Source organism: Marinobacter shengliensis (genome assembly GCF_030297115.1).
Lineage (GTDB): Bacteria > Pseudomonadota > Gammaproteobacteria > Pseudomonadales > Oleiphilaceae > Marinobacter > Marinobacter shengliensis.
Genome location: NZ_AP028062.1, coordinates 976,548 through 1,002,088, shown reverse-complemented (window position 1 = coordinate 1,002,088; position 25,541 = coordinate 976,548). Strand labels below are relative to the sequence as shown.

The 25,541-nt window shown below is 58.9% G+C and carries 24 protein-coding genes and 1 other RNA gene; 4 read left to right on the top strand and 21 right to left on the bottom strand.

Annotated features, from left to right (window positions below; genetic code table 11):
• Positions 1-29: 29 nt before the first annotated feature.
• Positions 30-965, bottom strand: coding sequence for a M23 family metallopeptidase (locus QUE75_RS04625; RefSeq protein ID WP_244178157.1), 936 nt, complete (start codon positions 963-965; stop codon positions 30-32).
• Positions 966-1,200: 235 nt separating this feature from the next.
• On the opposite strand from QUE75_RS04625, the gene QUE75_RS04620 reads away from it, so the two are divergent.
• Positions 1,201-1,653: a DUF721 domain-containing protein gene (locus QUE75_RS04620; RefSeq protein WP_061333016.1), complete on the top strand. Its 453-nt coding sequence runs from the start codon at positions 1,201-1,203 to the stop codon at positions 1,651-1,653.
• Between the two features lie 11 nt (positions 1,654-1,664).
• Here QUE75_RS04620 and lpxC read toward each other — a convergent pair whose 3' ends face one another.
• The 18 genes from lpxC to rsmI all read right to left on the bottom strand — a co-directional run bounded on the left by lpxC (position 1,665) and on the right by rsmI (position 21,336).
• Complete coding sequence (gene lpxC / locus QUE75_RS04615; protein ID WP_058091002.1) at positions 1,665-2,579, bottom strand: UDP-3-O-acyl-N-acetylglucosamine deacetylase; 915 nt, start codon at positions 2,577-2,579, stop codon at positions 1,665-1,667.
• A gap of 216 nt (positions 2,580-2,795) precedes the next feature.
• On the bottom strand, positions 2,796-3,953 hold the full coding sequence (gene ftsZ, locus QUE75_RS04610; RefSeq protein WP_058091003.1) for a cell division protein FtsZ: 1,158 nt from the start codon (positions 3,951-3,953) through the stop codon (positions 2,796-2,798).
• Positions 3,954-4,055: 102 nt separating this feature from the next.
• Positions 4,056-5,291: a cell division protein FtsA gene (gene ftsA, locus QUE75_RS04605; RefSeq protein ID WP_058091004.1), complete on the bottom strand. Its 1,236-nt coding sequence runs from the start codon at positions 5,289-5,291 to the stop codon at positions 4,056-4,058.
• Between the two features lie 36 nt (positions 5,292-5,327).
• Entirely contained in the window at positions 5,328-6,167 is an 840-nt protein-coding gene (locus tag QUE75_RS04600) for a cell division protein FtsQ/DivIB (RefSeq protein ID WP_106693375.1), read from the bottom strand.
• Positions 6,160-7,137, bottom strand: a complete 978-nt coding sequence (locus QUE75_RS04595; RefSeq protein WP_106693373.1) for a D-alanine--D-alanine ligase — start codon at positions 7,135-7,137, stop codon at positions 6,160-6,162. The genes QUE75_RS04600 and QUE75_RS04595 overlap by 8 nt, the downstream gene beginning before the upstream one ends.
• Positions 7,134-8,573 carry a UDP-N-acetylmuramate--L-alanine ligase gene (gene murC, locus QUE75_RS04590; RefSeq protein ID WP_058091007.1) on the bottom strand — a complete coding sequence of 480 codons (1,440 nt, stop codon included), beginning with the start codon at positions 8,571-8,573 and terminating at the stop codon, positions 7,134-7,136. Before murC ends, QUE75_RS04595 begins: the two co-directional genes overlap by 4 nt.
• Positions 8,566-9,651 carry an undecaprenyldiphospho-muramoylpentapeptide beta-N-acetylglucosaminyltransferase gene (gene murG, locus QUE75_RS04585; protein WP_286253954.1) on the bottom strand — a complete coding sequence of 362 codons (1,086 nt, stop codon included), beginning with the start codon at positions 9,649-9,651 and terminating at the stop codon, positions 8,566-8,568. The genes murC and murG overlap by 8 nt, the downstream gene beginning before the upstream one ends.
• Entirely contained in the window at positions 9,644-10,843 is a 1,200-nt protein-coding gene (gene ftsW / locus QUE75_RS04580; RefSeq protein ID WP_058091009.1) for a putative lipid II flippase FtsW, read from the bottom strand. Before ftsW ends, murG begins: the two co-directional genes overlap by 8 nt.
• On the bottom strand, positions 10,843-12,183 hold the full coding sequence (murD, locus tag QUE75_RS04575; RefSeq protein ID WP_286253951.1) for a UDP-N-acetylmuramoyl-L-alanine--D-glutamate ligase: 1,341 nt from the start codon (positions 12,181-12,183) through the stop codon (positions 10,843-10,845). The genes ftsW and murD overlap by 1 nt, the downstream gene beginning before the upstream one ends.
• 15 nt (positions 12,184-12,198) lie before the next feature.
• Positions 12,199-13,284: a phospho-N-acetylmuramoyl-pentapeptide-transferase gene (mraY, locus tag QUE75_RS04570; RefSeq protein ID WP_058091011.1), complete on the bottom strand. Its 1,086-nt coding sequence runs from the start codon at positions 13,282-13,284 to the stop codon at positions 12,199-12,201.
• On the bottom strand, positions 13,269-14,666 hold the full coding sequence (locus tag QUE75_RS04565; RefSeq protein WP_286253948.1) for a UDP-N-acetylmuramoyl-tripeptide--D-alanyl-D-alanine ligase: 1,398 nt from the start codon (positions 14,664-14,666) through the stop codon (positions 13,269-13,271). Before QUE75_RS04565 ends, mraY begins: the two co-directional genes overlap by 16 nt.
• A complete protein-coding gene (locus QUE75_RS04560; protein WP_061333009.1) occupies positions 14,663-16,147 on the bottom strand; it encodes a UDP-N-acetylmuramoyl-L-alanyl-D-glutamate--2,6-diaminopimelate ligase in 1,485 nt (494 codons plus the stop codon). Before QUE75_RS04560 ends, QUE75_RS04565 begins: the two co-directional genes overlap by 4 nt.
• 4 nt (positions 16,148-16,151) lie before the next feature.
• Complete coding sequence (locus QUE75_RS04555) at positions 16,152-17,894, bottom strand: peptidoglycan D,D-transpeptidase FtsI family protein (RefSeq protein ID WP_286253943.1); 1,743 nt, start codon at positions 17,892-17,894, stop codon at positions 16,152-16,154.
• Between the two features lie 31 nt (positions 17,895-17,925).
• Positions 17,926-18,330 (bottom strand): cell division protein FtsL, encoded by a 405-nt coding sequence (gene ftsL, locus QUE75_RS04550; protein ID WP_058091014.1) that lies wholly within the window; start codon positions 18,328-18,330, stop codon positions 17,926-17,928.
• A gap of 26 nt (positions 18,331-18,356) precedes the next feature.
• Positions 18,357-19,313, bottom strand: coding sequence for a 16S rRNA (cytosine(1402)-N(4))-methyltransferase RsmH (gene rsmH / locus QUE75_RS04545; protein ID WP_286253940.1), 957 nt, complete (start codon positions 19,311-19,313; stop codon positions 18,357-18,359).
• Positions 19,310-19,762, bottom strand: coding sequence for a division/cell wall cluster transcriptional repressor MraZ (gene mraZ, locus QUE75_RS04540; RefSeq protein WP_286253939.1), 453 nt, complete (start codon positions 19,760-19,762; stop codon positions 19,310-19,312). Before mraZ ends, rsmH begins: the two co-directional genes overlap by 4 nt.
• Positions 19,763-20,066: 304 nt before the next feature.
• Positions 20,067-20,418, bottom strand: an RNA gene (gene rnpB, locus QUE75_RS04535) — RNase P RNA component class A.
• Between the two features lie 39 nt (positions 20,419-20,457).
• On the bottom strand, positions 20,458-21,336 hold the full coding sequence (gene rsmI, locus QUE75_RS04530; RefSeq protein WP_061333006.1) for a 16S rRNA (cytidine(1402)-2'-O)-methyltransferase: 879 nt from the start codon (positions 21,334-21,336) through the stop codon (positions 20,458-20,460).
• A 151-nt stretch (positions 21,337-21,487) separates the two neighbouring features.
• Between rsmI and QUE75_RS04525 the strand changes: the two genes are divergently transcribed.
• The 3 genes from QUE75_RS04525 to QUE75_RS04515 are packed head-to-tail and all read left to right on the top strand — an operon-like array spanning position 21,488 to position 24,339.
• Complete coding sequence (locus QUE75_RS04525) at positions 21,488-23,362, top strand: penicillin-binding protein activator (RefSeq protein WP_286253935.1); 1,875 nt, start codon at positions 21,488-21,490, stop codon at positions 23,360-23,362.
• 12 nt (positions 23,363-23,374) lie between these two features.
• Positions 23,375-23,740 carry a YraN family protein gene (locus QUE75_RS04520; protein ID WP_106693362.1) on the top strand — a complete coding sequence of 122 codons (366 nt, stop codon included), beginning with the start codon at positions 23,375-23,377 and terminating at the stop codon, positions 23,738-23,740.
• An 8-nt stretch (positions 23,741-23,748) separates the two neighbouring features.
• Positions 23,749-24,339 carry a D-sedoheptulose-7-phosphate isomerase gene (locus tag QUE75_RS04515; RefSeq protein WP_058091019.1) on the top strand — a complete coding sequence of 197 codons (591 nt, stop codon included), beginning with the start codon at positions 23,749-23,751 and terminating at the stop codon, positions 24,337-24,339.
• Positions 24,340-24,366: 27 nt separating this feature from the next.
• Here the strand turns inward: QUE75_RS04515 and QUE75_RS04510 are convergent, their stop codons facing one another.
• Positions 24,367-24,777 (bottom strand): ClpXP protease specificity-enhancing factor, encoded by a 411-nt coding sequence (locus QUE75_RS04510; protein ID WP_228263750.1) that lies wholly within the window; start codon positions 24,775-24,777, stop codon positions 24,367-24,369.
• A 57-nt stretch (positions 24,778-24,834) separates the two neighbouring features.
• Positions 24,835-25,464, bottom strand: a complete 630-nt coding sequence (locus QUE75_RS04505; protein WP_058092414.1) for a glutathione S-transferase N-terminal domain-containing protein — start codon at positions 25,462-25,464, stop codon at positions 24,835-24,837.
• Between the last annotated feature and the right edge of the window lie 77 nt (positions 25,465-25,541).

Here is a 25,541-nt window from a genome sequence, read left to right as displayed (position 1 = left end):
GACAAAAGGTGGGGTTCACGGGAATGGAATCAGCGGCTTGCGCGCTGGATATATTTCTCAGGATTTTCGGACTTGCCATTGCGGATCACTTCAAAATGCACGTGGGGGCCAGTAGACCGGCCGGTGCTTCCCATCAGTGCCACAACCTGCCCTTTCTGGACCACATCACCGGTTTCGACCTTGATGGTCTTGGCGTGGGCATAACGGGTAACCAGCCCGTCGCCGTGATCTACCTCAACCAGATTGCCGTAGCCAAAGCGGTCACCGGCAAAGGTCACAACGCCGGCACCGACAGTGATGATATCACTGCCTTCCTTACCCGCCAGATCCACTCCGGCATGCCAGCGGCGCTTGCCAGTGAAGGGGTCGGTACGGTATCCGTAAGGGGACGACAACCAGCCCCAGGTAATGGGACGGCCCTGCAGATACAGCTCGTCTTCGAGCTTGTTGCGGGACGCCACCTTATCAAGCAATCGCAGCTGCTTTTCACGATCATCCAGCGTGCGCTCCAATTGCTCGATCATATCGGTCAACTCAGGGGCACTGTAGGACTCACCACCCATACCGTCTTCGGGGCCACCAACAGCCGCCGGCTGATCAAAGTTGAATTCATCGCTGGCCACCAGCCCGGACTCAACGAAGCGCTGACCAAGGGCATCCAGTCGCAGAAGCCGCCCCTGGATATCACCAAGCCGGAGTGTCAAAGCGTCCACCTGCTGCTGCACGTTCTCCCGAACCCGCGTCACCTCGGCCCGTTGCTCCTGAAGCTTGTCTTGCCAGGTAGATACCAGTTCGGTCTCTGTGGGCTTTTTGGCTTCCGCCTTTGCCACGGCCACCTGATAACCCGCCCAGCCAGCCGCCAACAGCAGCGCCAGCACAGTAAACACCAGAGCTGCAACAATACCGGCGTTGAGCGCGATTGCCCGGGAACGGCCGTGGCGTTTGCCAACGAATATTACGTTCATATCGTCATTCGATTTCATTGAAGAGCCGCATACCTGTCCCTGTAGTGCTGCGGCCCGGAAATAAATATCCGAGCGGTTCTGCTATCCTTGGCAACAACTACGTACTGATAAATCGCAGCGCCCGGTAGACATACTCATTACCCACAATGTAAAACGAGTGTGTTATCAGCGCTACGCACAAAGCGTGCCGAAGTGTAACCAATCGTAAACAGTCCCGTCGAGAAAAAAGCCGGTTATGAGCAAAAAAAATGACCAAAAAATGATCTTTGGCAAAGTGGCTTCCAGCCCCGGCTCTACTCTGAAAGCCCTGCTGACCAAAGCCGAGCTTCACCAGCAGGCGGAACAACTGGTGCTCGACGCGGTTCCGGAGGAGCTGGCAGACGGCACGCGTTTTGTCAGCTGTACCGACGGAGAACTGGTGCTGGCCACCGACAACGCCAGCAAGGCTACCCGGTTACGGTTCCGGCAACACGAGATCATGGAAAAGCTGCGGGAGCAGGAGTTGTTCAGGTTTGTCTGGAAGGTTCGCATCAAGGTGTCACCCTTGAGGTACCGGGACAAACCGGAGGCGAAAATGACGCCCCTCAGCAAAGAAAATGCCCGGCTCCTCAAAGAGGAAGCCGGGCACACGAAGGATAAAGCACTACGCGAGGTTCTCGAAAAACTCGCAAGCCACGTCCGGGATTAAGGCTTCCGGCCTTAACCCACCGCGAGCACAGGTTTCATGTAAGAGATAGGAGCAGTGGCTTCATCATCGAAGGTCACCACTTCCCATGCGTCTTCTTCCGCCCTGAGCTTGCGCAGCAGCTTATTATTCAAGTCGTGACCGGATTTGATACCGCGGAACTCACCGATCAGGCTGTTGCCCAGCAGGTAGAGATCGCCGATCGCGTCCAGAACCTTGTGCTTGACGAACTCATCGTCATAACGAAGGCCATCTTCGTTAAGGATCTTGTAGTCGTCGACCACAATGGCATTGTCCACGCTGCCACCCAGCGCCAGGTTCATCGCACGCAGCTTCTCGATATCGCGCATGAACCCGAAGGTACGGGCACGGGAGACTTCCTTCACAAAAGACGTGCTGGAGAAATCCACCGTTGCGGTCTGGGCACGACCCTTGAACACAGGATGGTCAAAGTCGATACCGAAGCTGACCTTGAAGCCTTCAAACGGCAGGAAGGTCGCTTTCTTGTCACCTTCTTCGATGGTGACTTCCCGCTTGATGCGGATAAACCGCTTGGCGGCATCCTGTTCGGAAATGCCGGCAGACTGCAGCAGGAATACGAACGGCCCAGCTGAACCATCCATAATCGGCACTTCCGCCGCGCTCAGTTCGACATAGCAGTTGTCAATGCCAAGACCAGCCATGGCTGAGAGCAAATGCTCTACGGTCGCCACACGGACACCGTCATTTACCAGCGTCGTGGACAGCATGGTCTCACCTACATTTTCCGCGCATGCCCGGATCTCAACCATTGGGTCGAGGTCCGTACGGCGGAAGATGATGCCCGTATCAACCGGAGCCGGCTTCAGGGTCAGGTAAACCTTTTCCCCTGAGTGCAGGCCGATACCGGTCGCACGGATGGTATTTTTGAGTGTCCGTTGTCTGATCATCGGTTCATCATTCCGTCACAAAAAGTCGATATTCTGAGCAAAAAACTGCCCGGAGAATATCAGAATTCAAGACTGAGTACCATTTAGCCAACATGACTTTACTTAAAAATTGCAATAGTCATCCGCTATGGCCAACCAGCTCACGTTTATTCCGGACTAAAGGTTCCATCTGACTGCGTTGAAACCGATACCCCCGAACACAGGTGAGACAGATTATCAATCAGCCTGCCGGCGAAGGAATGCGGGAATATCGAGATAGTCCACGCCCTGCTCTTCGCTTTCTTTGCTCTGGTCCAGCGCCACATTGCCCTGCGAAACCGCACGACGACGCAGCACAGCAGGCCGATCCAACTGGTTGTAATCGGTCTTGCCGTCCAGTGTGCGTGAGTTGTCCACCACCTTGGTGGGCTTCTCACGCTCACCGCCGAGACCCGTCGCCACCACGGTGACCTTGAGCTCGTCGGTCATTTCCGGATCGATAACCGTGCCCACCACCACCGTGGCGGCGTCTGAAGCAAATTCACGAACGATGTCGCCAACTTCGGAGAATTCGCCCAGGTTCAGATCCATGCCGGCGGTAATGTTGACCAGGATGCCCTTGGCGCCCTGCAGGTTGATGTCTTCCAGCAGCGGGCTGCGAACGGCGGCCTCAGCGGCTTCACGGGCGCGGTTCTCGCCGGTGGCGCGGCCGGTACCCATCATCGCGTTGCCCATTTCGGACATCACGGTTTTAACATCGGCAAAGTCAACGTTGATCATACCGTTGCGGGTGATCAGGTCAGCGATACCCTGAACCGCGCCCAGCAACACGTCGTTGGCGGAGGCAAAGGCGTCCAGCAGGCTGGTCTTCTTTCCCATGACCGCCAACAGCTTCTCGTTCGGGATGGTGATCAGTGAATCAACGCTCTCGCCCAGCTCTTTCAGGCCGGACTCGGCCACGCTCATACGCTTGCCACCCTCAAACTGGAACGGCTTGGTGACCACGGCAACGGTCAGGATACCCAACTCCCGGGCCACTTCCGCGACAACAGGCGCGGCACCGGTGCCGGTTCCACCACCCATGCCGGCGGTGATAAAGACCATATCCGAGCCGCTGAGCGCCTCGGCAATACGATCACGATCTTCCAGGGCAGACTGACGGCCCACTTCCGGGTTGGCACCAGCACCCAGACCTTTGGTGATATTGCCACCAAGCTGGATAATCTGGCGGGCGTCCAGGTCTTTCAGTGCCTGGGCGTCTGTGTTGGCGCAGATAAACTCCACACCTTCAATGTCGCTGTTAAGCATGTGACGAACGGCGTTACCGCCACCACCGCCAACACCGACAACCTTTATAACTGCGTTTTGCTGAACACTATCAACGAGTTCAAACATATCCCCTACTCCTTCGTGCTGTTTCCGGTCTTTCCAGACCGGTTTCATTCGATCGTTTTGTGTTTTTCGAGATACCTTCGTGTACTACCTGCTGATTCACCGTCAGAAGTGACCGGTAAACCAGGCTTTCATGCGCTCAATCAGGGAAGGTGCATCCTCCCCTTTGAGCACCGGCGCCCGGCCAAGATCCATTTGCCGGAAGCCATGAATCAACAACCCCACACCAGTGGCGTAGATCGGGTTGTTGACCACTTCGGTCATGCCGGAGACCGCCTGCGGACAGGCCAGCCTTACCGGCATGTGGAAGATTTCTTCGGCCAGCTCCACCACCCCTTCCATGGTGGACGAACCGCCCGTAATCACGATGCCTGCGGGAATCATGTCTTCGAATCCCGACCGGCGAAGTTCCGACTGCACCAGGGTGAACAGCTCCTCGTAACGGGGCTCCACCACTTCCGCCAGCGCCTGCCGTGACAGGTCTCTGGGCGCCCGGTCCCCGACACTGGGAACCTTGATGGTTTCGTCGGCACCGGCGAGCTGAGTCAGCGCGCAGGCGTATTTGATCTTGATCTCTTCGGCATTTTGCGTTGGCGTGCGCAGCGCCATGGCAATGTCATTGGTGACCTGATCACCGGCAATGGGAATCACCGCGGTATGGCGGATCGCACCGCCGGTAAACACCGCGATATCGGTGGTGCCCCCACCGATATCCACCACACAGACACCCAACTCTTTTTCATCCTCGGTCAGAATCGCGTGGCTCGATGCCAGTTGCTCAAGGATGATGTCGTCTACCTCAAGGCCGCAGCGCTTCACACATTTCTCGATGTTCTGTGCCGCGTTTACCGCGCAGGTCACCAGGTGCACCTTGGCTTCCAGGCGCACACCGGACATGCCCATGGGCTCCTTGATGCCTTCCTGGTTATCGATCACGAATTCCTGCGGCAGGATATGCAGGATTTTCTGATCAGCGGGTATGGCAACCGCCTGGGCCGCGTCGATCACCCGGTCGATATCGGCCTGAGTCACTTCCCGGTCGCGGATGGCCACGATACCGTGGGAGTTCAGGCTCTTGATATGACTGCCCGCGATGCCTGCGTAGACCGAATGAATTCGGCAGCCAGCCATCAGTTCAGCTTCCTCCACTGCCCGCTGGATGGCCTGAACCGTGGTTTCGATATTCACCACCACCCCCCGCTTGAGGCCGCGGGACGGGTGTGAACCGATACCAACCACTTCGATGGTTCCATCCATCTTGCGCTTGCCGACAATCGCAACCACTTTGGAAGTTCCGATATCCAGGCCGACAATCATGTTTTCCGTTTCAACCGATGACATGTGTTTCACCAAACCCCAGGTTCGTAATAATCGTTATCAGGATTTCGGCGCGGCGGTTGCCACGTCCGACTTCCACTGCACCGCCACGCCGTTGGAGTAGCGGGCATCAACCCGACTGACTTCGTCCACTCGCGAAGCCAGGCGGTTCTCATAAACCGTAATAAAACGCTCAAAACGTTGCTCGACCTTGTCACGCCCCAAAACCACCTCAATGCCGTTTGACAGCGTGAGTGTCCAGGCGCCCCGTTGTTCCAGGGACAAGCCAGCAAATCCGAGCCCGTAACCGGCCAACTGGTCACTCATGGTGCGGGCCATGGAAATCACCTCTCGCACCCGCTCATCCGGCCCCGCCAGCCTGGGCAATCTGCCCGCCACTTCCGGGTTTGGCGGCAGGAATAGCTCGCCTGACCTGCTTACCAGCCGGCCATCCGTCCAATACGCCAATGGCTTTTTCTCCCGGATGTCGATCTCCAGCCGCCCTGGCCAAACCCGCCTGACCGCCGCCGAGGCTACCCACGGCCGACGTTCCAGTTCGGCTTTCACCTCCGCCAGATCGGTGGCGAAGTAACTCTTGCCAATCCAGGCGCCGGCAGCACGCTCCACGGCCACCGAGCTGTCGCCAACAAAGTCTCCGCGCACATCCACCGCAATGATCTGCTGGTCCATGGCGGTAAGCAGCCGGTCGGTTGCCCAGGGCACCATGGCCGCCAGCAGAACAATGGTTGCGCCCAGCCCCACCTGCAGCCAAGGCACCGCCGACAATACCCCTCGCAACACACCAAACCGGTCCCGCTCCGGTCCGACCGAGGTTGCCCCCCGTCGCCGGGGCGGCTCGGGCGGTACCGCCCGGCTCCGGATCAGTAATGTTTCAAGCATTCGTCGCCTCCGGCAGCGTGTCCTTGAGAATCCGCACGACCAGTTCTTCGAAGCTGATGCCTGCTGCCTTGGCGGCCATCGGCACCAGGCTGTGGTCAGTCATACCAGGGACAGTGTTCGCCTCCAGCAACCAGAATTCGCCGTCAGCATCCTGCATGATGTCGACCCGCCCCCAGGTTCTGCACCCGAGCACCCGAAAGGCGTCCAGCGCCAGGTGCTGCAACCGGACTTCATCGTCCGGGGCCAGGCCACACGGAATCCGGTACCGGGTATCATCGGCCAGATACTTGGCGTCGTAGTCGTAAAAGGTATGGTCTGTACTCAGGCCAATGGCCGGCAGAGCTTTGTCCTGAAGCAGGCTGACGGTAAATTCCGGCCCCTCAATCCACTGCTCCACCAGCACAAGATCATCGATTTCCGCTGCCTTTCGATAGGCCTCCGCCAGCTCTTCGACATTGTGAACCTTGAAGATCCCGATACTGGAACCTTCGTGGGCCGCCTTGACACTCAACGGTGTGCCCAGGCTCCGGATAATCTCATCCGCCTCCGCGGCGGAGGTCATGGCCCGGAATGCAGGCGTTGGCAGACCGCAGCCCTGGAATACATACTTGGTACGTAACTTGTCCATGGCCAGGGCCGAGGCCAAAACCTCGCTGCCGGTGTAGGGAATGCCCGCCTGCCCCAGAATCGCCTGCAGGGTGCCGTCCTCGCCGCCCCGGCCGTGCAGGGCAATAAACACCCGGTCGTACTCCGGAGCTTCGACGGTTTTCAGCAGGCAGCCACGCACGTCAATACCAAAGGCATCAACGCCGGCCGACTGCAACGCCGACAACACAGCCTGGCCACTCTTCAGGGACACCGCCCGCTCTGCGGAATCGCCCCCCATGAAGACCGCCACGCGCCCGAAGGCTTTCACCAGTTCCGGTGATGCCTGATAGGGCTGTGCGTTGGTATGACTCAAATCACTCACTTGCTCACTCCCGCCGCAGCCAGTCGTGCAGCAACGCCACCAATATCGCCGGCACCCTGGGTAATCAGCAGGTCGCCGTCTTTCAGGGCACTTTCCAACAGGTTTTCGATTTCCCGGTTTTCCTCGACGAACACCGGCTCAACCTTGCCACGCTGCCGGATACTCCGGCACAGGGCACGGCCATCGGCACCGGGTATTGCCGGCTCGCCGGCTGAATACACATCCATCAATAACAGGCCATCGAGTTCCGACAACACACGTACAAAGTCTTCGTACAAATCCCGGGTACGGGTGTAGCGATGGGGCTGGTACAGCATGACAATGCGCCGGCCAGGCCAGGCATCGCGTGCGGCACGGATAACCGCTTCCACTTCCGTGGGATGGTGCCCGTAATCGTCCACCAGCGTTACCGACCCTTGCGGAATCCGGTATTCGCCATACACCTGGAAGCGCCGGCCGACACCAGCAAAGCCCGCCAGGCCCCGACAGATTGCCTGATCATCCACCCCTTCATCGGTGGCAACGGCAATGGCAGCCAGAGCATTCAAAACATTGTGACGGCCCGGCATTTTCAGCTCGACCGTCAGGTCTGAGCGATTCCCTGGGCGGCGCACAACAAAATGGGTTCTCAGACCATCCGAACTGATCTGCTCGGCCCGGTAATCCGCATCCGGGTTGTCGATGCCGTAGGTAATGATGGCCCGGGATATCCTCGGAATGATTTCCTGCACGTAGGCGTCATCCACACACATCACGGCAATGCCGTAGAATGGCAGGTTGTGCAGAAAGTCCACGAACGTCTGTTTCAGTTTTTCAACATCACCGCCGTAGGTATCCATGTGGTCGGCTTCGATGTTGGTCACCACCGAAATCACTGGGGTCAGGTGCAGGAACGATGCATCGCTTTCGTCAGCCTCTGCCACCAGGTACCGGGAACCACCGAGCTGGGCATTGGTACCGGCACTGTTGAGCTTGCCGCCAATGACAAAGGTTGGGTCCAGGCCCGCTTCCCCAAGAATCGAGGCAATCAGGCTGGTGGTGGTGGTCTTGCCGTGGGTGCCAGCGATGGCAATGCCATGGCGATAGCGCATGATTTCCGCCAGCATTTCTGCTCGCGGTACGATCGGCACGCGGCGGCTGCGGGCGGCTGTCACCTCAGGGTTGTCGCCAGCGACAGCAGAAGAGACGACCACGACGTCTGCCTGCTCACTGTTCTCCGCCCGATGGCCGATCTGGACTTCTACGCCCATGGCGCGGAGGCGGCCGGTAACCGGACTCTCTTTCAGGTCCGACCCAGACACGTCGTAACCCTGGTTCTTGAGCACCTCTGCGATGCCACTCATGCCCGCACCGCCGATACCAACAAAATGGATACGGCGAATACGGCGCATTTCGGGCACCTGATAGACCAGCGGCGGATTGGTTACTTCAGCCATTGGCGGCCTCCAGACAGTAATTCACGACTCTCTCCGTTGCATCAGGGCGGGCCAGTGAGCGGGCGGCCGTCGCCATTGTCGAAATTCGTTCCCGGTCGCCTGCGAGATCTTTCAAGGTCTCCGCCAGCACATCCGGAGTCATCATCTGCTGGGGTATCAGAATGGCTGCCCCTGCTTTTACCATGTGTTCGCCATTGCGGGTCTGGTGGTCGTCCACCGCGTGGGGGAAAGGGACCAACACGGCCCCGACGCCAGCGGCGCAGAGTTCTGATACCGTCAGGGCTCCAGCCCGACACACCACAATATCTGCCCAGGCGTAGGCTTCGGCCATGTCCCGGATAAACGGTTCAACACTGGCCGAGACACCGGCAGCCTCATAGGCGTCCCGGGCTTCCTGCGCATTTTTTTCACCACACTGGTGCCGAACCTCCGGGCGCAGTTCCTCCGGCAACAACGCCAGTGCAGCTGGTACCTGCTGGTTGAAAACCCGGGCACCCAAACTGCCGCCCACAACCAGAACACGCACCGGCCCGGTCCGGCCCTTGAGGCGGCGCTCCGGCTCGTCGATTTCGGTGACATCTTTGCGCACCGGGTTGCCGGTGCAGCGGGTTACCACGTTCGCCCCAAAGCTCCCGGGAAAGGCTTCGAGCACCGTATCCGCAACCCGAGTCAGCCAACGGTTGGTCATTCCCGCGATGGCATTCTGCTCATGGATCACCAGGGGCACACGCTGCAGAAAGGCAGCGATGCCACCCGGGCCAGTCACAAAGCCACCCATGCCCACAACGCAATCCGGCTTGATCTTTCGCAGCACGGTGAACGCCTCACCCAGAGCGCGCATCAAGCGGATCGGTGCCAGCAACAGGACCAGTTTGCCTTTGCCACGAAGCCCGGAAACATGAATCAGCGACAGCGGAATATCCGTCTCGCCAATCAGCCGCTCTTCCATACCGCCCTTTGCGCCCAGCCAGAACACCTCGTGGCCTCTTTCCTGCAGCGCACGGGCGGTCGCCAGCGCGGGGAATACGTGGCCACCGGTGCCACCAGCCATCATCAGAAAACGACGGGGCTTACTCATACACAGCACCTCCCCGCGTTTTTTTTCTGGTTTGTTCTGAATTCATTCGCACCTTATCAAGCCGTTCAATTTCAACCCTTGCCAACACGCCGATACCAATGCAGGTCATCATCAGGCTGGATCCGCCGTAGCTCACCAAGGGCAGCGTCAGCCCCTTAGTGGGTAACAATCCCGTGCTGACGGCCATATTGATACCCGCCTGCAGACCCATCAGCAGGGTAAGGCCATAACTGAAGCACGCACCAAACGGCATACCCGCTTTCTCCGCCCGCCGCGCGATCACCAACCCGCTCACCACCAGTGCGGTGAACAATGCCAACACAATCAGCGAGCCCAACAAACCAAACTCTTCGGCGATGATGGCGAAGATGAAGTCGGTATGTGCCTCCGGCAGATAGAACAGCTTCTGGATCGAATTGCCCAGGCCAACACCGGCCCATTCGCCCCGACCGAAAGCAATCAGCGACTGGGTAAGCTGGTACCCGGTATCAAACTGGTCTTTCCAGGGGTCCAGATAGCTCACCACCCGCTTCAGACGATACGGCTGGGTAACCACCAGAACGGTTCCCAGCAACGCCAGGATGCCGATCAACGGAGCAAACCGGGTTAGCCGAACGCCGCTAAGGAAGATCATGCCCGCTGCGGCGGTGACCAGCACCACGGTGGCGCCGAAGTCTGGCTGAATAACCAGCAGCACCGACGCCAGGCCCAACACCACCAGGGGCTTCAGAAACCCGGACCAGGTGTTCAGCAACTCATTCCGGCGCCGAACCACGTATCCGGCCAGATAGGCGATCAGGCAAAGCTTGGCCACCTCGGATACCTGCACATTGAACAGTCCCAGAGGAATCCAGCGGGTTGAGCCGTTGACTGTGCGCCCCATGGGTGTGAGCACCAGCACCAAGACGAGCATGCCGACACCCAGCAGCAGCCACCCGCTGCGCTCCCACCAGGACACCGGCACATTCACGGCGACCAGGGCCATGAGGCAACCGAGCGCCGCAAACAGCACCTGCCGGATCACGTAGTGATAACTGTTGCCCATGGTGGCCGCTGCCATATCCATGGAGGCAGACGAAATCATCACCACGCCCAGCACCAGAAGCGCAACGGATGTCACCACCAGCACTGGCAGGGGCTGGAGATCACCTAACCAGGCTTGTGGCCGGTAACTGGCTGCACCCACTTGCATCACTGGGCCTCCACCAACACACGGAACTGGTCTCCGCGATCGTTATAATCCCGGAACATGTCAAAACTGGCGCAGGCCGGTGACAACAGCACCCGGTCGCCTGGCTGCGCCAGCCGGCGCGCTTGCTCGACGGCCTCGGCCAGCGACTCTGCCTTAACGATGTCAACACCGTCGGCCAACGACCTGGCAATGGTGTCGGCATCACGCCCCATCAATACGACCGCACGGCAGTATCTGGCTGCGGGTTCCGCCAGGGGTTTGAAGTCAGCGCCTTTGCCATCGCCACCGGCAATCAGGATTACCTGGCCGTCTTGGGGCGCCAGGCTTTCGATCGCGGCAACAGTGGCACCCACGTTGGTGCCTTTGGAATCATTGATGTAATCAACGCCATCCAGATGCCGGACAAACTCACAGCGATGGGGCAAGCCGGTAAACTCACGTGCCACCCCAAGCATGGTCTCCATTGGCAGGCCCGCTGCGTGACCAAGGGCCAATGCGGCCATCACGTTGCTGATGTTGTGCCGCCCCATCAGCTTGAGCTCGCTGGCCAGCAACAGGTTGTCGAACCCGAAGGTTATCCAGGTTCCCTGATCGTCGTCCCGGGTGCTGAAGGTCTCCGGGTTCACCCGATTAAAGCCAAAACAGATAAACCGCAGGTTATCCCGCGCCATGGGAGTGCTCAGGGCGTCGTCAAGATTCACAATGGCGTTCTTACAGCCCCGGTAAATCCGCTGTTTTGCCTGAAAGTACGCCATTTTGTCCGGGTAACGGTCCATGTGATCGTCACTGACATTGAGCACGGTAGCGGCCTCGGCGTTCAGCTCTTCGGTGGTTTCCAGTTGAAAACTCGAGAGTTCCAGTACATACAGGTCTGCGCCCTGACCAAGGAGATCCAGGGCGGGTGTACCGATATTGCCGCCAACCTTGACGTTCCGCCCCGCCGCCCGGGCCATTTCCCCGACCAGAGTGGTGACCGTTGTCTTACCGTTGGAACCCGTGATGGCTATGATGGGTGCATCTGCCGCGTCGGCAAACACATCAATATCACCGCGAACTCGAGCGCCATTTTTGGCGGCAGCGGCAATGGCTGGCTCCGCAATGGCAATACCCGGGCTGACCACCAGTTCGTTAAAACCGGCAAACAACGAGGGATCAAACGCTCCGAGATAGACCGGTATATCCGGCCAGCCCGCGCGCAGTTCTTCCAGCCCGGGCGGGTTTTCCCGGCTGTCAGCCACAGCAATGTCGCGGCCCGTTCCGGACAAATAGCGCACGCAGGAGAGCCCGGTTTTACCGAGCCCTACTACCAATGTGCGACGATCCGAAACAATGACACTCATAGCTGTAACCACTTCCTATCGGATTTTCAGACTGGCGAGGCCAATCAGTACCAAAACCACAGTGACCACCCAGAAACGCACAATAACGCGCGGTTCGGGCCAGCCTTTCAATTCAAAATGGTGATGCAACGGCGCCATGCGGAAGATGCGACGCCCGGTCAGCCGGAACGAAGCCACTTGCAGGATCACCGAGATGGTTTCCATCACAAACACGCCGCCCATGATGAACAGCACGATCTCCTGGCGGACAATCACGGCCACCACGCCCAGGGCAGCGCCCAGTGCAAGTGCACCTACATCCCCCATGAACACCTGAGCCGGATAGGTGTTGAACCACAAGAAACCAAGCCCCGCCCCGACCAGCGCACAGCAGAACACGATCAGCTCACCGGCACCCGGCAGGTGTGGAATCAGCAGATAGTTGGCGAACTGGGCATGACCAGACACATAGGCAAAGATCGCCAGCGCACTCGCCACCATCACCGTCGGCATGATGGCCAGGCCATCCAGACCGTCGGTCAGGTTCACGGCGTTGCTGCTACCAACGATCACAAAGTAGGTCAGAAGAATGAACATCACCGGCCCCAGGGTCAGTGATACGTTTTTCAGGAATGGCAGATACAGCGAAGTCTCTTGGGGCAGCGATGCCGTCATGTAAAGCACAATAGCTGCGGCAGCGCCGATGACCGATTGCCAGAAATACTTCCAGCGCCCAGGCAGGCCACGGGGATTACGCTCAACCACTTTACGGTAATCATCAACCCAGCCAATCGCACCAAACAGCAGCGTGACAGACAGCACCACCCAGACGTAGCGGTTGCTCAGATCCGCCCACAACAGGGTGGAAATCGCAATCGCCACCAGAATCAGCGCACCGCCCATGGTCGGTGTTCCGGCTTTGCTGAGATGGGTCTGCGGACCATCATCACGCACCGCCTGGCCAATCTGGTACTGGCTTAGCTTGCGAATCATCACCGGCCCGATCAGCAGCGATATCAACAGCGCTGTGAGCACGCCCAGAATGGCGCGCAGGGTCAGGTACTGAAACACCGTCAGTGCGGAAAAGTATTGCGATAGAATCTCTGTCAGCCAGAGCAGCATGTGTTTTTCACCTTTGTCTGAATCCCCTCCACCACGCGATCCATGGCGGAACTGCGAGAACCTTTCACCAGAACTGTTATAGCGCCCTGCCGGCCATCCACGATGGCCGGCACAGCCTGCTCATGACTCTGGAAAATTTCAGTGCCGGCACCAAAACCGGCCTCGTATGCCTCTGCACCCGGGCCTACCGCCAACAGGCGCTCAATGCCTTTGGCCTGGGCATGGGCACCCACCTGCCGGTGCAACTCGGCAGCCTCCGCACCCAGCTCCGCCATGGCACCCAATACCGCCACCCGAGTACCGGGGTAACCCGCCAGCACATTCAGGGCAGCGATCATGGACGCCGGGTTGGCGTTGTAGCTGTCATCAATCACGGTCAAATCGGCTGCGGGGTTCAGTACCTGCAATCGCCCTTTCACCGCCTGCACCCCTGCCAGGCCGTCCACGATCTGTTGATCCGTGGCTCCCAGCGCCCGGCAAGCCGCCAGCGCCAGCAGACCATTGGTTATGTTGTGTTCGCCGGCCAGCGGTATACAAACCTTGCAATGCCAGCCTTCCGGACCGGTTACTTCGGTTTCAAACCCCTCTGACATCGGGGTGCTGGCGACCGCCTGATAGTCAGCATCTGAAACCCCGAGCCGGGAAACGCTCAGCACCCGGCGCCGGCCCGCCCGCTCGCGCCACTGGTCAAAAGCGGGGTCGTCGCGATTCAGCACAACCACGCCATCGGCGGGCACACCATCAATAATTTCACCCTTGGCCAGCACAATGTTCTGGTAGCTGCCGAAGCCTTCCAGATGTGCCTGGCCGGCGTTGGTCAGGATTGCCACTTCTGGGCGAACCACCGCCACCGTGTGGGCAATTTCTCCCAGGCCACTGGCACCCAACTCAATGGCACCAAACCGGTGCTCTGGTGCCAGGCGGAACAGGGTCAGCGGCACCCCGATGTGATTATTCAGGTTGCCCTCCGTGGTCAGAGTCGGCCCCATGCCCGCAAGAATCGCCGACGTCATTTCCCGGACCGTGGTTTTGCCACTGCTGCCGGTCACCGCCAACAAGCGAGCGCTGCTTTCATCGCGATTTCCGGCCGCGAGCCGCGCCAGCGCATCCACCGTATCGGCGACCACCAACTGTGGGATCGCCAGGGAGCTGTCGGCGGTATCCACAACCGCCGCAACCGCTCCCTGCTCCATCGCTTGCCGGACAAATCCGTGACCGTCAAACCGCTCGCCTCGCAGTGCCACAAACAGCTGCCCTGGCACCACAGACCGGGTGTCGGTGGAAACGCCGTCAAACCGAACCGCATCAAGCGCAGAAACGGATCCGGCAACGGTTGCCTGCAACCAGTCGCGGGCCTCCGCCAGCGAAAAGGCGCGCATCATGCCACACCCCCATTCAGCTTCAATAGGTGGCGAACCTGCTCTGCATCACTGAACGGAAGCTTCTGCCCGGCAATCTCCTGCCAGGCTTCATGTCCCTTCCCGGCGATCAGCACCAGATCTTCCGGCCCGGCCATGGTCACCGCTGCCGCTATCGCCTCAGCGCGGTCATGGATAACCTTGAAACACCCTTCCTTTGAAAAACCCTGCTCAATATCACGGACAATCCGCGCCGGGTGTTCAGATCGAGGGTTGTCATCGGTGACGATGATCACATCTGCCTGTTTCTCCGCCTCGCGGGCCATTTCCGGACGCTTTCCGGGGTCCCGGTCACCACCACAGCCGAACACGCAGATCAGCCGGCCGGTGACGTGGGAGCGCAGGGCCGCCAAGGCATTGGCGAGGGCGTCCGGCGTGTGCGCGTAGTCCACAACCACGTTCCGGCCGTCGGCACCGGTGAACCGCTCCAGCCGCCCCGGTGGCGGGGTCAGCCCTGCCGTTGCGGCGACTGCCCTGTCAACAGGCACCCCCAGCGTCAGGACCGTAGCCAGTGCCGCCAGTACATTGCTGGCGTTGAAGCTACCCAATAACGGCACCTGCAGGTCGAATTCGCCCCACTGGCCATCAACACGGGCCCGGAAGCCAGTCGCCACCGGCGCGAAATCTTTCAGCCACAACTCGGTCTGAGCCTCATGCAGGCTGTAACGAACCCGGTCACATTGCCCATTGAGCTGTTCAAATAACTGCCGCCCAAAAGGATCGTCAAAGTTGATTACCGCAAAGTGCAGCTCTTCCCTGCGAAACAATCGGGCTTTGGCCTCGCCGTAGGCTTCCATGGAGCCGTGGTAGTCCAGGTGGTCCCGTGTAAGATTGGTAAACACCGCTCCGGTCATGGTCAGCTTGTCAATCCGCCCCTGATCCAAGGCATGGGATGACACCTCCATCACCGCTGCACGACCACCGTCGTTTCGAATTCGGTTAAGTACCCGGTTGACCTGGACCACGTCCGGCGTGGTGTGGGTTGCCGGCTGAAGGTTACCCGGCATGCCATATCCCAGAGTGCCCAGCACACCACAAGGGGTGCCGGTTTCCTTTAAAAGTTGTGCGATGTACTGGGTGACCGATGTTTTCCCGTTGGTCCCGGTCACGCCAATCAGCCGCAAATGCCGGGAGGGATGCTCGAAAAATCGATCTGCAATCCGCCCCAACTGGGCCCGAAGCCCCACCACGGGCACCACCAACGCGCCATGGCGTTCGTGGCATTCTCTCGATTCCGAAGCTTCCAGAAGTATCGCAGTGGCACCCGCCGATATCGCCTGGTCAACGTATTGCTCCGATGACGTTCGAGTCCCGGCCAGTGCGATAAACGCATCCCCCGACGCCACCGTTCGGCTGTCGGTCTTCAGCCCATGAATCGTGACATCAAACACCGATGGCACGTCGACAATACCCTGTAACAAGTTGCTGATAGATGTGATGCACATGGTGTTACCCTCGCTCTCCGGGAGCCTGACGGGGCGCTTTGGCCCCGCTGACTTCCAGTTCTGGCTTCACATTCAGCAGTCGCAGTGCGTCCCCCATCACCCGGGCGAATACCGGGGCCGCCACTTCGCCACCGTAGTACTCTCCGGATTGAGGCGCATCCACGGCCACAACCGTCACGATACGCGGATCATCAATCGGCGCCATGCCCGCAAATATCGCTTTGTACTGGCTCTTTTCATAACCCCGGGCGCCCACGAGATGAACCGTGCCGGTCTTGCCTCCGGCGGCATAGAGACCCGGCTGGCCGCGACCACCCGTTCCCCGCGCCACGGCCTCTTTCAGCATACCGCGCACGGCAAACGCCACGTCTTCACTCAATACCCGCTGCCCCTGGGGCGGAGCATTCTGCTTCATCAGGCTTAACGGGTAACGGATGCCACCATTAGCAATCACCATATAGGCCTGGGCTAACTGCAAGGCGTTCACGCTCATGCCGTAACCGTAGGACAGCGTGGATTCTTCAACCGGGCGCCACCTTGGCGGTGCCGGTAAAACACCAACGGCTTCCCCTGGGAAGCCGATACCGGTTGCCTGCCCCAACCCCATCCTGGCGAACAGATTCCTCAACACATCGCCCCCAAGCTCCGTGGCAATCTGGCTGACCCCCACGTTACTGGATTTGACGATCATTTCTGTCAGGTCCATGGTTCCGTAATTTCGCGCATCCCGGATGGTAAAACGACCAAATCGGCGAAAGCCGGGTGAGGTGTCTATGGTGCTGTTAACCTGGTACTTGCCGGATTCCAGTGCCGCCGCGATGGTAATCGGCTTGATGGTGGAGCCTGGCTCAAACAAGTCGGTGATTGCTTTGTTGCGCAGATTATCCGCGGATAACTGGGCCCGGTCATTGGGGTTGTATGAACCCTGGTTAACCATTGCCAAAACTTCACCGGTATCCACGTCCAGCATGACCAGCGTGCCGCCCCGGGCGTTATGGGCAGTTACCACTGCCTTGAGTTCTCGGTAGGCCAGGTACTGAAGCCTCAGGTCCAGGCTGAGCTCAAGATCCCGGCCGGGGCGGGCATCCCGGATCAGCATCAGGTCTTTGATGACACGCCCACGATTGTCCTTGAGTACCCGCTTGCGCCCGGGCTCGCCGGTTAGCCACTGGTTATAGGCCAGTTCAATCCCTTCCTGCCCCAGTTCGTCGATATTGGTGAAACCGACCACATGCGCAGTCACCTCTCCGGCAGGGTAGTACCGACGGTATTCTTGCCGGGCATAGATGCCACCGATCCCAAGATCCAGCGCTTCACGCGCCAGGCTGGGCTGAACTTTCCGGCGCAGATAGATGAATTCACGACCCGCAAACGTACGCAAACGCTCCCGCAGCGAACCTTCGGTCATACCCAACAGGCGAGCCAGACCCGCCAACCGGGGATCATCAGGATCAGTTTCAGAGGGGTTTGCCCACAGTGTCTGAACCGGGGTGCTGACCGCCAATGGCTCACCATGGCGATCGCTAACCACACCACGATGAGCGTCAATCGATTCAACCCGGATAGTCCGGACATCGCCCTGTTGGCGCAGAAACTCCTTATCCACCACATGCAGATCGACCAGACGCCAGCCAATACCCAGCATCACCAGCAGAAAAACGCCCAGCACCGAGCCGAAGCGCCAGGCCTTCAACCCCGCGGACAAACGCTGCTGCCAGTTTGCTGCCTGCTTTCCCTGACCGGACAAATCGATCACCCTGATGTGTTTGTTATGATCGTTATTTCGCCGCAACCGGAGACATCAGCGGCACAAGAACTATGTCCTGTCGCCCCGGCACCACCATATTGAAACGTTCTGCCGCCAGGTGTTCTACGCGCCCATGAGCACTCAGCGCACTCTGCTCAAGCAAGAGCTGACTCCATTCCCGCTGATAAGCATCACGTTGCTGCTGCAACCCGGACAACGTATTGAATAACTCCCGGTTTTCGTGGGCACTGACAACAACACCGATGGCAGACAGTGTTAATACCGCCACCAACGCCAGAGTCACCACCACCCGGCTCTCCCGCGTGGTGTCGAAAACCTGCCGGGACAGGCGCACGGCGGTTGCCACGCCGTCACGAACCCGCTGCTTGCTGAGCCTGGTGGTTTTGGTTGGTTGTTCGATGGCTACCGCGCCCATAACGTCGCGCTCCCCTGCGAATTCGATTAGTTGGTTCGTCTTTCCAGTACCCGCATGACTGCACTACGGGCACGGACGTTTTCGGTAATTTCCTGCTCATTGGCCTTGCTGGCCTTACCTACCAGGCAAAACTCGGAGCGCTCCTGGTCAGCGGTCACTGGCACACCCTTTGGTATCTTCGGGCCACGGGCCAAATCCCGCATGAAGCGCTTTACCAGGCGATCTTCAAGCGAGTGAAAGCTGATCACCACCAGGCGACCGCCTGGCGCCAGGCGGTCGACCGCAGCAGCCAAACCGACTTCCAGGTCTTCCAGCTCCCGATTGATAAAGATTCGGATAGCCTGAAACGTTCTGGTGGCCGGGTGTTTGTGCTTTTCTTTCTTGGGCACCGCCTCAGCCACCAACTCCGCCAGCTGGCGGGTTGTTTCAATGGCCTCTTCCTGCCGGCGGGCAACCACCAGACGCGCGATACGGCGAGAGAAACGTTCTTCGCCGTAGCGCCAGATCACATCCGCAATGTCGCGCTCGTCTGCGGTTGCCAGCCATTGAGCAGCGCTTTGCCCCTCCTGAGGGTTCATCCTCATGTCCAGCGGGCCATTGCGCATAAACGAAAAACCGCGCGCAGCATCGTCCAGCTGTGGCGACGACACCCCGAGATCCATCAGCACACCCTGCACCGTCGGCCACTGCTGACTGTCCAGAGCCTGACTCAACTCAGAAAAGGAGCCGTGATACCAGGAAAACCGGCCATCTTGTGCTGCCAGATCTTTGGCAACCTGAATGGCTTCCGGGTCTTTATCGATACCCATCAAGCTGCCCTGAGCGTCCAACTGGCCCAGAATCAGACGACTGTGACCGCCCCGACCGAAGGTGGCGTCCACATAACGACCAGCTGGATCATTGATCAGATAATCGACAGCCTCATCCAGCAGCACCGAGCGATGCCGGAATGGCTGATCTGACGCCTGCTCTGTTTCGGTCATAGCGACAGCGCCTTCATTTCCGGCGGCATATCGTCATCGCCAGAAGATTCATCCAGCCAGGCAAACCAGCGCTCCTCGCTCCAGAGCTCCAGCTTCTTGCCCTGACCAATCAGCATCAACTTTTTCTCCAGGTGCGCGTAGCTTCTCAGCGTCGGCGGCACCAGGATGCGGCCAGCGGAATCCAGCTCCATAGGCGCCGCATTACCGAGAATCAGCCGCTGTAAACGCCGGGCGGCTTTATTCATGTTTGGCAGCGCTTCAATTTTGGGCCTGAGGGTTTCCCACTCCGGCTCTGGATACAGCAAAAGACAGCGCTCTTCATCGGCATTGGCGGTCAGAACAATACGGCCACCACAAAGCTGCGCGAGTTCCTCACGCACCTTTGTCGGGATCGCCAGGCGACCCTTCGCGTCCATATTGATGGCATGACTGCCAAGAAAGTTGCTCATTTATGCCGTATCCAAGGCTGCTATTTCCACAAAAAACCACTTGAAACCACTTTTTCCCACTTCCGCACACTATAGAAACACGCAAAAGACAATGCAAGCGCCGCATTCGGCACCACACAGGCGAAAGTTCCTTTAATGACAAGAGGTTACAAAGGGGAAACTTAGAAAATCGTTAAAAAGACGTAAAGAAAAGGAGAAAAAACAAGCACCTGCAGAAAACTCTAAAGAGCCTTTCTGAGGTTTAAGATTTTTTGGCTATAAAGGCCGAATTGTGAGAAGGATGGGCATTACATCAAAAGAGAAAATGGCGAGCTCGCCGATAAGCCGGGTTCTGTCTTGGACAGTCATTCATCTAGGGCCTGCGTCACCGCAGGCCTCAAGCAACCTACCCGAATCCAGCGCGGGCCACGCCATTGGATTCCTATTTGGTCTTGCTCCAGGTGGGGTTTACCATCGCCGTGGACTGTTGCCAGCCACGCGGTGCGCTCTTACCGCACCATTTCACCCTTACCGGCGCCCGAAGGCGCTTAGGCGGTATACTTTCTGTTGCACTTTCCGTCGGCTCGCGCCGCCCAGGCGTTACCTGGCACCTTGCCCTGCGGAGCCCGGACTTTCCTCCCCCGATCGAAACCGGCGGCGACTGCCTGGCGAGCTCGGTGCCGACAATACCCCCGCATCCGCCGCCATGCAAGGCCTTAATGATCTTTCAGCTCCAACGCGCGCTGGTAGAGCTCATTTTTACCCAGACCACTGACTTCCGCCGCAATCCGGGCCGCCTTCTTCACCGGCAACTCCTTGATCAACAACTCCAGCAGTTTATCGGTGTCCAGAACGGAGGCTTCTCCAGCGGGTGTCGGCGCCGCGCCACGGACCATCACCACAAACTCGCCCCTGGCTCCATGAGGATCACTCTCAAGCTGTTCAAGCACCTCATCCGCGCGACCACTGTAGAAGGTCTCAAAGGTCTTGGTCAGCTCTCGCCCCAACACACACTCCCGATCCGCCCCCAATACCTCAGCCAGGTCTTTCATAAATTCGATAATGCGATGTGGCGACTCATAGAACACCAAAGTCGCTGGCTCCCGCGCCAATTCCGTCAACGCAGCCTGCCGGCCCGAGCGCTTGGCTGGCAAAAAGCCTGCGAACAGAAACCGGTCGGTCGGCAACCCCGCCACAGACAAGGCGGCAACCAGCGCACACGGGCCAGGCACCGGCGACACCCGGTAACCCGCCGCGCGAACCTCGCGAACCAGCAAGTAACCTGGGTCCGAGATCAGCGGTGTGCCAGCATCAGATACCAACGCTACCTGCCGCCCCGCCGCCAGCGCATCCAGAATACCTGCTACCCGAGCACGCTCATTGTGGTCATGCAGCGCCAACATTTGTTTGCTCAACCCAAGATGCTGGAGCAACCGTCCGGAGTGACGGGTATCCTCCGCAGCCACCAGGTCCACTTTTGCCAAGGTCTGACGCGCCCTGTCAGAGAGATCGTCCAGATTACCAATTGGCGTTGCAACCACATACAGAACACCATCCATCTCTTTCCGGACATTTTCCGAACCGGACATACACATACTCCCACCGATAGAAGACAGGAGCTGCGTCACTCCCGTGCAACCCGGCACCCATGACAGGCATGTCATGTGAAAAGGGCCGGGAGCTGGTAAACTTGCCACCAATAAAGCGGCACCACAAGCCTAATGATCCGGAGACTCCGAGCCTGCCATGACTAAATACCGCAGCCATCGAACACTTTTTGCCCTGATCACCCTGGTCATCCTTCTGACTGCGGGTTGCGCCACCGTCAACCTGGACAGCCAGGTTGCAGACACACCAGAGCGTGCACTCGAACTTGCTGCCAGCGAACGAAACCCCGTAACAGCACAGCGTTACCTGCTGCGGATGGCCAGCAACTTCCAGGATCAGGGCAACCACAGGGCGGCGCGCCAGATTCTCCGCAACCAGCAGCTGGACACGATCGACAGCCAGCTAACCGGCCAGAAATTACTTCTGTCCATGGCCAGCGCCGTCGAACTGCAAGATAGCGACTGGGCGAATGAACTGGTCGGCAATCTGTCGCCAGACCACTTCCTCGGCTACCCGTCAGACATCATGGCAAAAGCCGCGCAACTGCAGGCTGAGACATTCGCCCTCAATGATGACCAGCTGTCCGCCGCGCTTACGCTGATGCTGCTCAGCCAGACTGACACCCAAAGCGACCCACAGGACACCCACGACCAGATCTGGCAATACCTCAGGACAATCCCCGGGCAAGCGCTGAATGAAGCTTCAGAAACAGCCATCGGCTTCGAAGAACAGGGCTGGCTGGAGCTGGCCACCACCTTGCGCGCCCGCGATGTCGGCCTTGACGAACAGGGGCGTCTGATCAGGGCCTGGCAGAATAACTGGCCAGGGCACCCCGCGGCACAGATCCTGCCCACAGACCTTCGCCTGCTGTCGGAACTGGCCACCAGCCGGCCGGAACGCATCGTACTGGCACTTCCCCTGCAGGGCTCTCTGGCAAGTGCCGGGCGCGCAATCCGGGACGGCTTCCTCGCTGCCTATTTCAGTGATGACAGCGCGGACCGCAGCAAAACCGATATCCGCATCGTCGACACCTCCAGCAAACCTTTTACGGCGCTGTATGAAGAACTGGCTGGCCAGAACATTGACCTGATTGTTGGCCCCCTCGAGAAAGACGCACTTGCAGGCCTGAGTTCGAGAAACACACTTGCCGTTCCAGTGCTCGGGCTGAATTACCTGCCGGCGGACAGTCGTGTGCCCGACGGGCTTTACCAGTTCGGCCTATCAGCCGAAGATGAAGCCCGGCAGATTGCCGACCAGCTGGCAGCGCAGTCGCTCCGCCAGATCCTGGTGCTCATTCCCCGGGGCGAATGGGGTGATCGCGTGGAACAGGCATTGCTGCAACGCATGGCTACCCACAACGGTTCCGTGCTCGACATTGAACGGTTCTTCCCGGAGGACAACTTCCGGTCAGTTACCGCCGACCTGCTCGGGGTCACCACATCCCGGCAGCGGGCTATCCAGGTGGAAAGAACCATTGGCCAGAACGTAGAGTTCGAACCCCGTCGCCGACAGGATGCCGAGGCCATTGTACTGGTTGCGCAACCCAACGTGGCACGCCAGTTCAATCCGCTGTTTGCGTTTTACTTCTCTGGCGACCTGCCGGTATATGCGCCGTCCATTGTCTACGAGGGCACCCCCGACCCGGGGCGCGATCGCGACCTGAACCGGGTGATGTTTACCGACATCCCCTGGGTACTGGCCGAGGACAACCCACTGCGCACCCAGTCCGAGCAGAATCTCAGCGGCACGCGCGGCCAACTGGGCCGGCTGTTTGCCATGGGGGCCGACGCCTGGCAGTTGAGCAAACGGCTGCCGCTGCTGCGGCAGGTGGAAGGCGCCGCCATTGATGGTCAAACCGGCACCCTCACCATGACCCCGGACGGCGCCATCCATCGCCATCAACTTTGGGCACAGTTCCAGAATGGGCGCCCGGTACTTGCTCCGGAGCTCAGCCAGGATCCTGCACGGGAAGCCACCGAAAAAACTGAGCGAGGCGAAAGCCAGCGCCTGTAGAGGACATAAGCCATGGAAGGCAAACGCGCCATTGGGAGTCATTACGAAGGGGTGGCCGCCCGCTATCTGGCGAAAAACGGCATTGCCATTCTGGAACAGAACGTCTACAACCGTGGCGGAGAACTTGACCTGATTGGCCGGGACGGAGAGACCCTTGTGTTCTTCGAGGTTCGCTATCGCGGCGATGGCAGCCTGGTAGACCCAGCCAGCTCCATAACGTATGGCAAGCAGCGACGACTGCTCCGGGCTGCCTCTTATTACCTGCACCGGCATGGCTTGTGGAACATCGCCTCGAGAATTGACGTCGTCGCGATCATGCCGGGTACGGTGCGCAAATACCGGGTACAATGGATCAAAAACGCAATCCAGGCAGAATAACCGAACCAATGACCGACACCGCACAGAAGATTAACCAGTGGTTTGCCAACCACATGGAACAGACTGCCCAGGCCGCCAGCACCGCTGGGCCGGATATCGAGGACGTGGCAGATGCCTTTGTGAATACTCTGCTGCAGGACGGCAAACTTATCGCCTGCGCCAATGGCAACGCCAATATCCTGGCCCAGTATTTCTGCACGGCACTGCTGAATCGCTTTGAGCAGGACCGGCCGGCACTACCCGCCATCAACCTCGGTGCGGATGCCACTACCTATTCGGCCATATGCAGGGATAACCGGTTCAACGACACCTTCTCCCGACAGGTTCGTGCCATCGGCAAACCCGGTGACCTTCTGTTTGTCATTGTCGATGACGGCCACAAGGCCAACCTCATCCAGGCGATCCAGGCCGCCCACGACCGGGAGATGCAGGTGGTCGTTCTGAGTGCCCGGGAAAAGTCAGACATCACCTCGCTAATGCACCCGGAAGACCATGAAATTGCACTGAATGATCTGGCACCCCATGAAGCCACCCCGTTGATGTTGCTGATCATCAACACCCTGTGCGACCTGGTTGACCACAAACTGTTTGGCGGATAACGAAAAAGCCGGCTTTCGCCGGCTTTTTTACTTCACCACTTTCAGGGTTGGTCGCCCACTCGGGCGCTCATCGGATCGCCTGTCAGCCGGCGCATCTCCATCCGCTCCGCCATCAGGGTCCGGTGAACCCGGCTCACTGCCGAACACCATCCCCTCACCATTTTCCTTGGCGTAGATAGCCATCACGGCCTGCAACGGGATAAACACCTGCATGGGCACCCCGCCAAAGCGGGCACTGAACTCAAGCGCGCCATTGCCGATCACCAGCCCTCGCACGGCGCCGGGACTGATATTCAAAACAATCTGACCGTTGGCGACGTGCTCTGTCGGCACCTGAACGCCCTGCACACCCGCATCGACGACGATGTAGGGAGTACAGTCGTTATCCAGAATCCACTCGTTCAGGGATCGCACCAGGTATGGACGGCTAGACGTCATAGTGACACTCATATCAGGCACTGCAACCACTCCTGCCCCGCCATGCGGGCTTGCCGATCAGCTTCGGATGTCTTCTTCCAGGTCTGAAAGGCTTGCCTTGAAACCTTCCCGGGCAAAGATGCTGTCCATGTATTTCTGAATAGGCTTGGCCTGCTTGTCACTCAGATCAATGCCCAGCGCCGGCAGGCGCCAGAGAATTGGCGCGATGCAGCAATCCACGATAGTGAACTCTTCTGACAGGAAGAACGGCATTTCCGCAAACAGAGGCGCTGTTGCCAGCAGACTCTCTTTCAGCTCTTTACGAGCCGCATCTGCCGCTTTGCCCGTCGGCTGCGCCAGAACCTGATCAACCAGGCCGCACCAGTCTTTCTGAATACGGTGAATCATCAGGCGACTGTTGGCCCGCGCGACCGGGTATACCGGCAACAATGGCGGGTGCGGGAAACGTTCGTCCAGGTACTCCATCATGATGTTGGGCTCGTACAGAACGAGATCCCGGTCCACCAGAGTAGGCAGGGCGTTATACGGATTCAGATCCGCCAATTCTCCAGGCGGGTTGTCCGGATCCACGTCTACGATATCAACGGTTACACCCTTTTCAGCCAAAACAATGCGAACACGGTGGCTGTAATGACTGGCCGGATCCGAGAAAAACGTCATTGATGACCGCTTGGTCACAACGCCCATATAGCTACCTCACGATTCTAAAAATCGAAACAATCCACAAACGCAAAATTCCAGCGGACCTTACCGACCCGCTGGAA

Coding starts and splice junctions, on each gene's coding strand:
- mraY (WP_058091011.1), bottom strand. CDS start 13,284: ATGCTGCTCTGGCTGACAGAGATTCTATCGCAATACTTTTCCGCACTG.
- murG (WP_286253954.1), bottom strand. CDS start 9,651: ATGAGTAAGCCCCGTCGTTTTCTGATGATGGCTGGTGGCACCGGTGGC.
- QUE75_RS04560 (WP_061333009.1), bottom strand. CDS start 16,147: ATGTGCATCACATCTATCAGCAACTTGTTACAGGGTATTGTCGACGTG.
- QUE75_RS04600 (WP_106693375.1), bottom strand. CDS start 6,167: ATGCTTGAAACATTACTGATCCGGAGCCGGGCGGTACCGCCCGAGCCG.
- QUE75_RS04510 (WP_228263750.1), bottom strand. CDS start 24,777: ATGACGTCTAGCCGTCCATACCTGGTGCGATCCCTGAACGAGTGGATT.
- rsmI (WP_061333006.1), bottom strand. CDS start 21,336: ATGTGTATGTCCGGTTCGGAAAATGTCCGGAAAGAGATGGATGGTGTT.
- murC (WP_058091007.1), bottom strand. CDS start 8,573: ATGGCTGAAGTAACCAATCCGCCGCTGGTCTATCAGGTGCCCGAAATG.
- QUE75_RS04515 (WP_058091019.1), top strand. CDS start 23,749: ATGACCGACACCGCACAGAAGATTAACCAGTGGTTTGCCAACCACATG.
- rsmH (WP_286253940.1), bottom strand. CDS start 19,313: ATGACCGAAACAGAGCAGGCGTCAGATCAGCCATTCCGGCATCGCTCG.
- QUE75_RS04620 (WP_061333016.1), top strand. CDS start 1,201: ATGAGCAAAAAAAATGACCAAAAAATGATCTTTGGCAAAGTGGCTTCC.
- murD (WP_286253951.1), bottom strand. CDS start 12,183: ATGAGTGTCATTGTTTCGGATCGTCGCACATTGGTAGTAGGGCTCGGT.
- mraZ (WP_286253939.1), bottom strand. CDS start 19,762: ATGAGCAACTTTCTTGGCAGTCATGCCATCAATATGGACGCGAAGGGT.
- ftsA (WP_058091004.1), bottom strand. CDS start 5,291: ATGTCATCGGTTGAAACGGAAAACATGATTGTCGGCCTGGATATCGGA.
- lpxC (WP_058091002.1), bottom strand. CDS start 2,579: ATGATCAGACAACGGACACTCAAAAATACCATCCGTGCGACCGGTATC.
- QUE75_RS04520 (WP_106693362.1), top strand. CDS start 23,375: ATGGAAGGCAAACGCGCCATTGGGAGTCATTACGAAGGGGTGGCCGCC.
- QUE75_RS04565 (WP_286253948.1), bottom strand. CDS start 14,666: ATGATGCGCGCCTTTTCGCTGGCGGAGGCCCGCGACTGGTTGCAGGCA.
- QUE75_RS04505 (WP_058092414.1), bottom strand. CDS start 25,464: ATGGGCGTTGTGACCAAGCGGTCATCAATGACGTTTTTCTCGGATCCG.
- ftsW (WP_058091009.1), bottom strand. CDS start 10,843: ATGCAAGTGGGTGCAGCCAGTTACCGGCCACAAGCCTGGTTAGGTGAT.
- QUE75_RS04625 (WP_244178157.1), bottom strand. CDS start 965: ATGAACGTAATATTCGTTGGCAAACGCCACGGCCGTTCCCGGGCAATC.
- QUE75_RS04525 (WP_286253935.1), top strand. CDS start 21,488: ATGACTAAATACCGCAGCCATCGAACACTTTTTGCCCTGATCACCCTG.
- ftsL (WP_058091014.1), bottom strand. CDS start 18,330: ATGGGCGCGGTAGCCATCGAACAACCAACCAAAACCACCAGGCTCAGC.
- ftsZ (WP_058091003.1), bottom strand. CDS start 3,953: ATGTTTGAACTCGTTGATAGTGTTCAGCAAAACGCAGTTATAAAGGTT.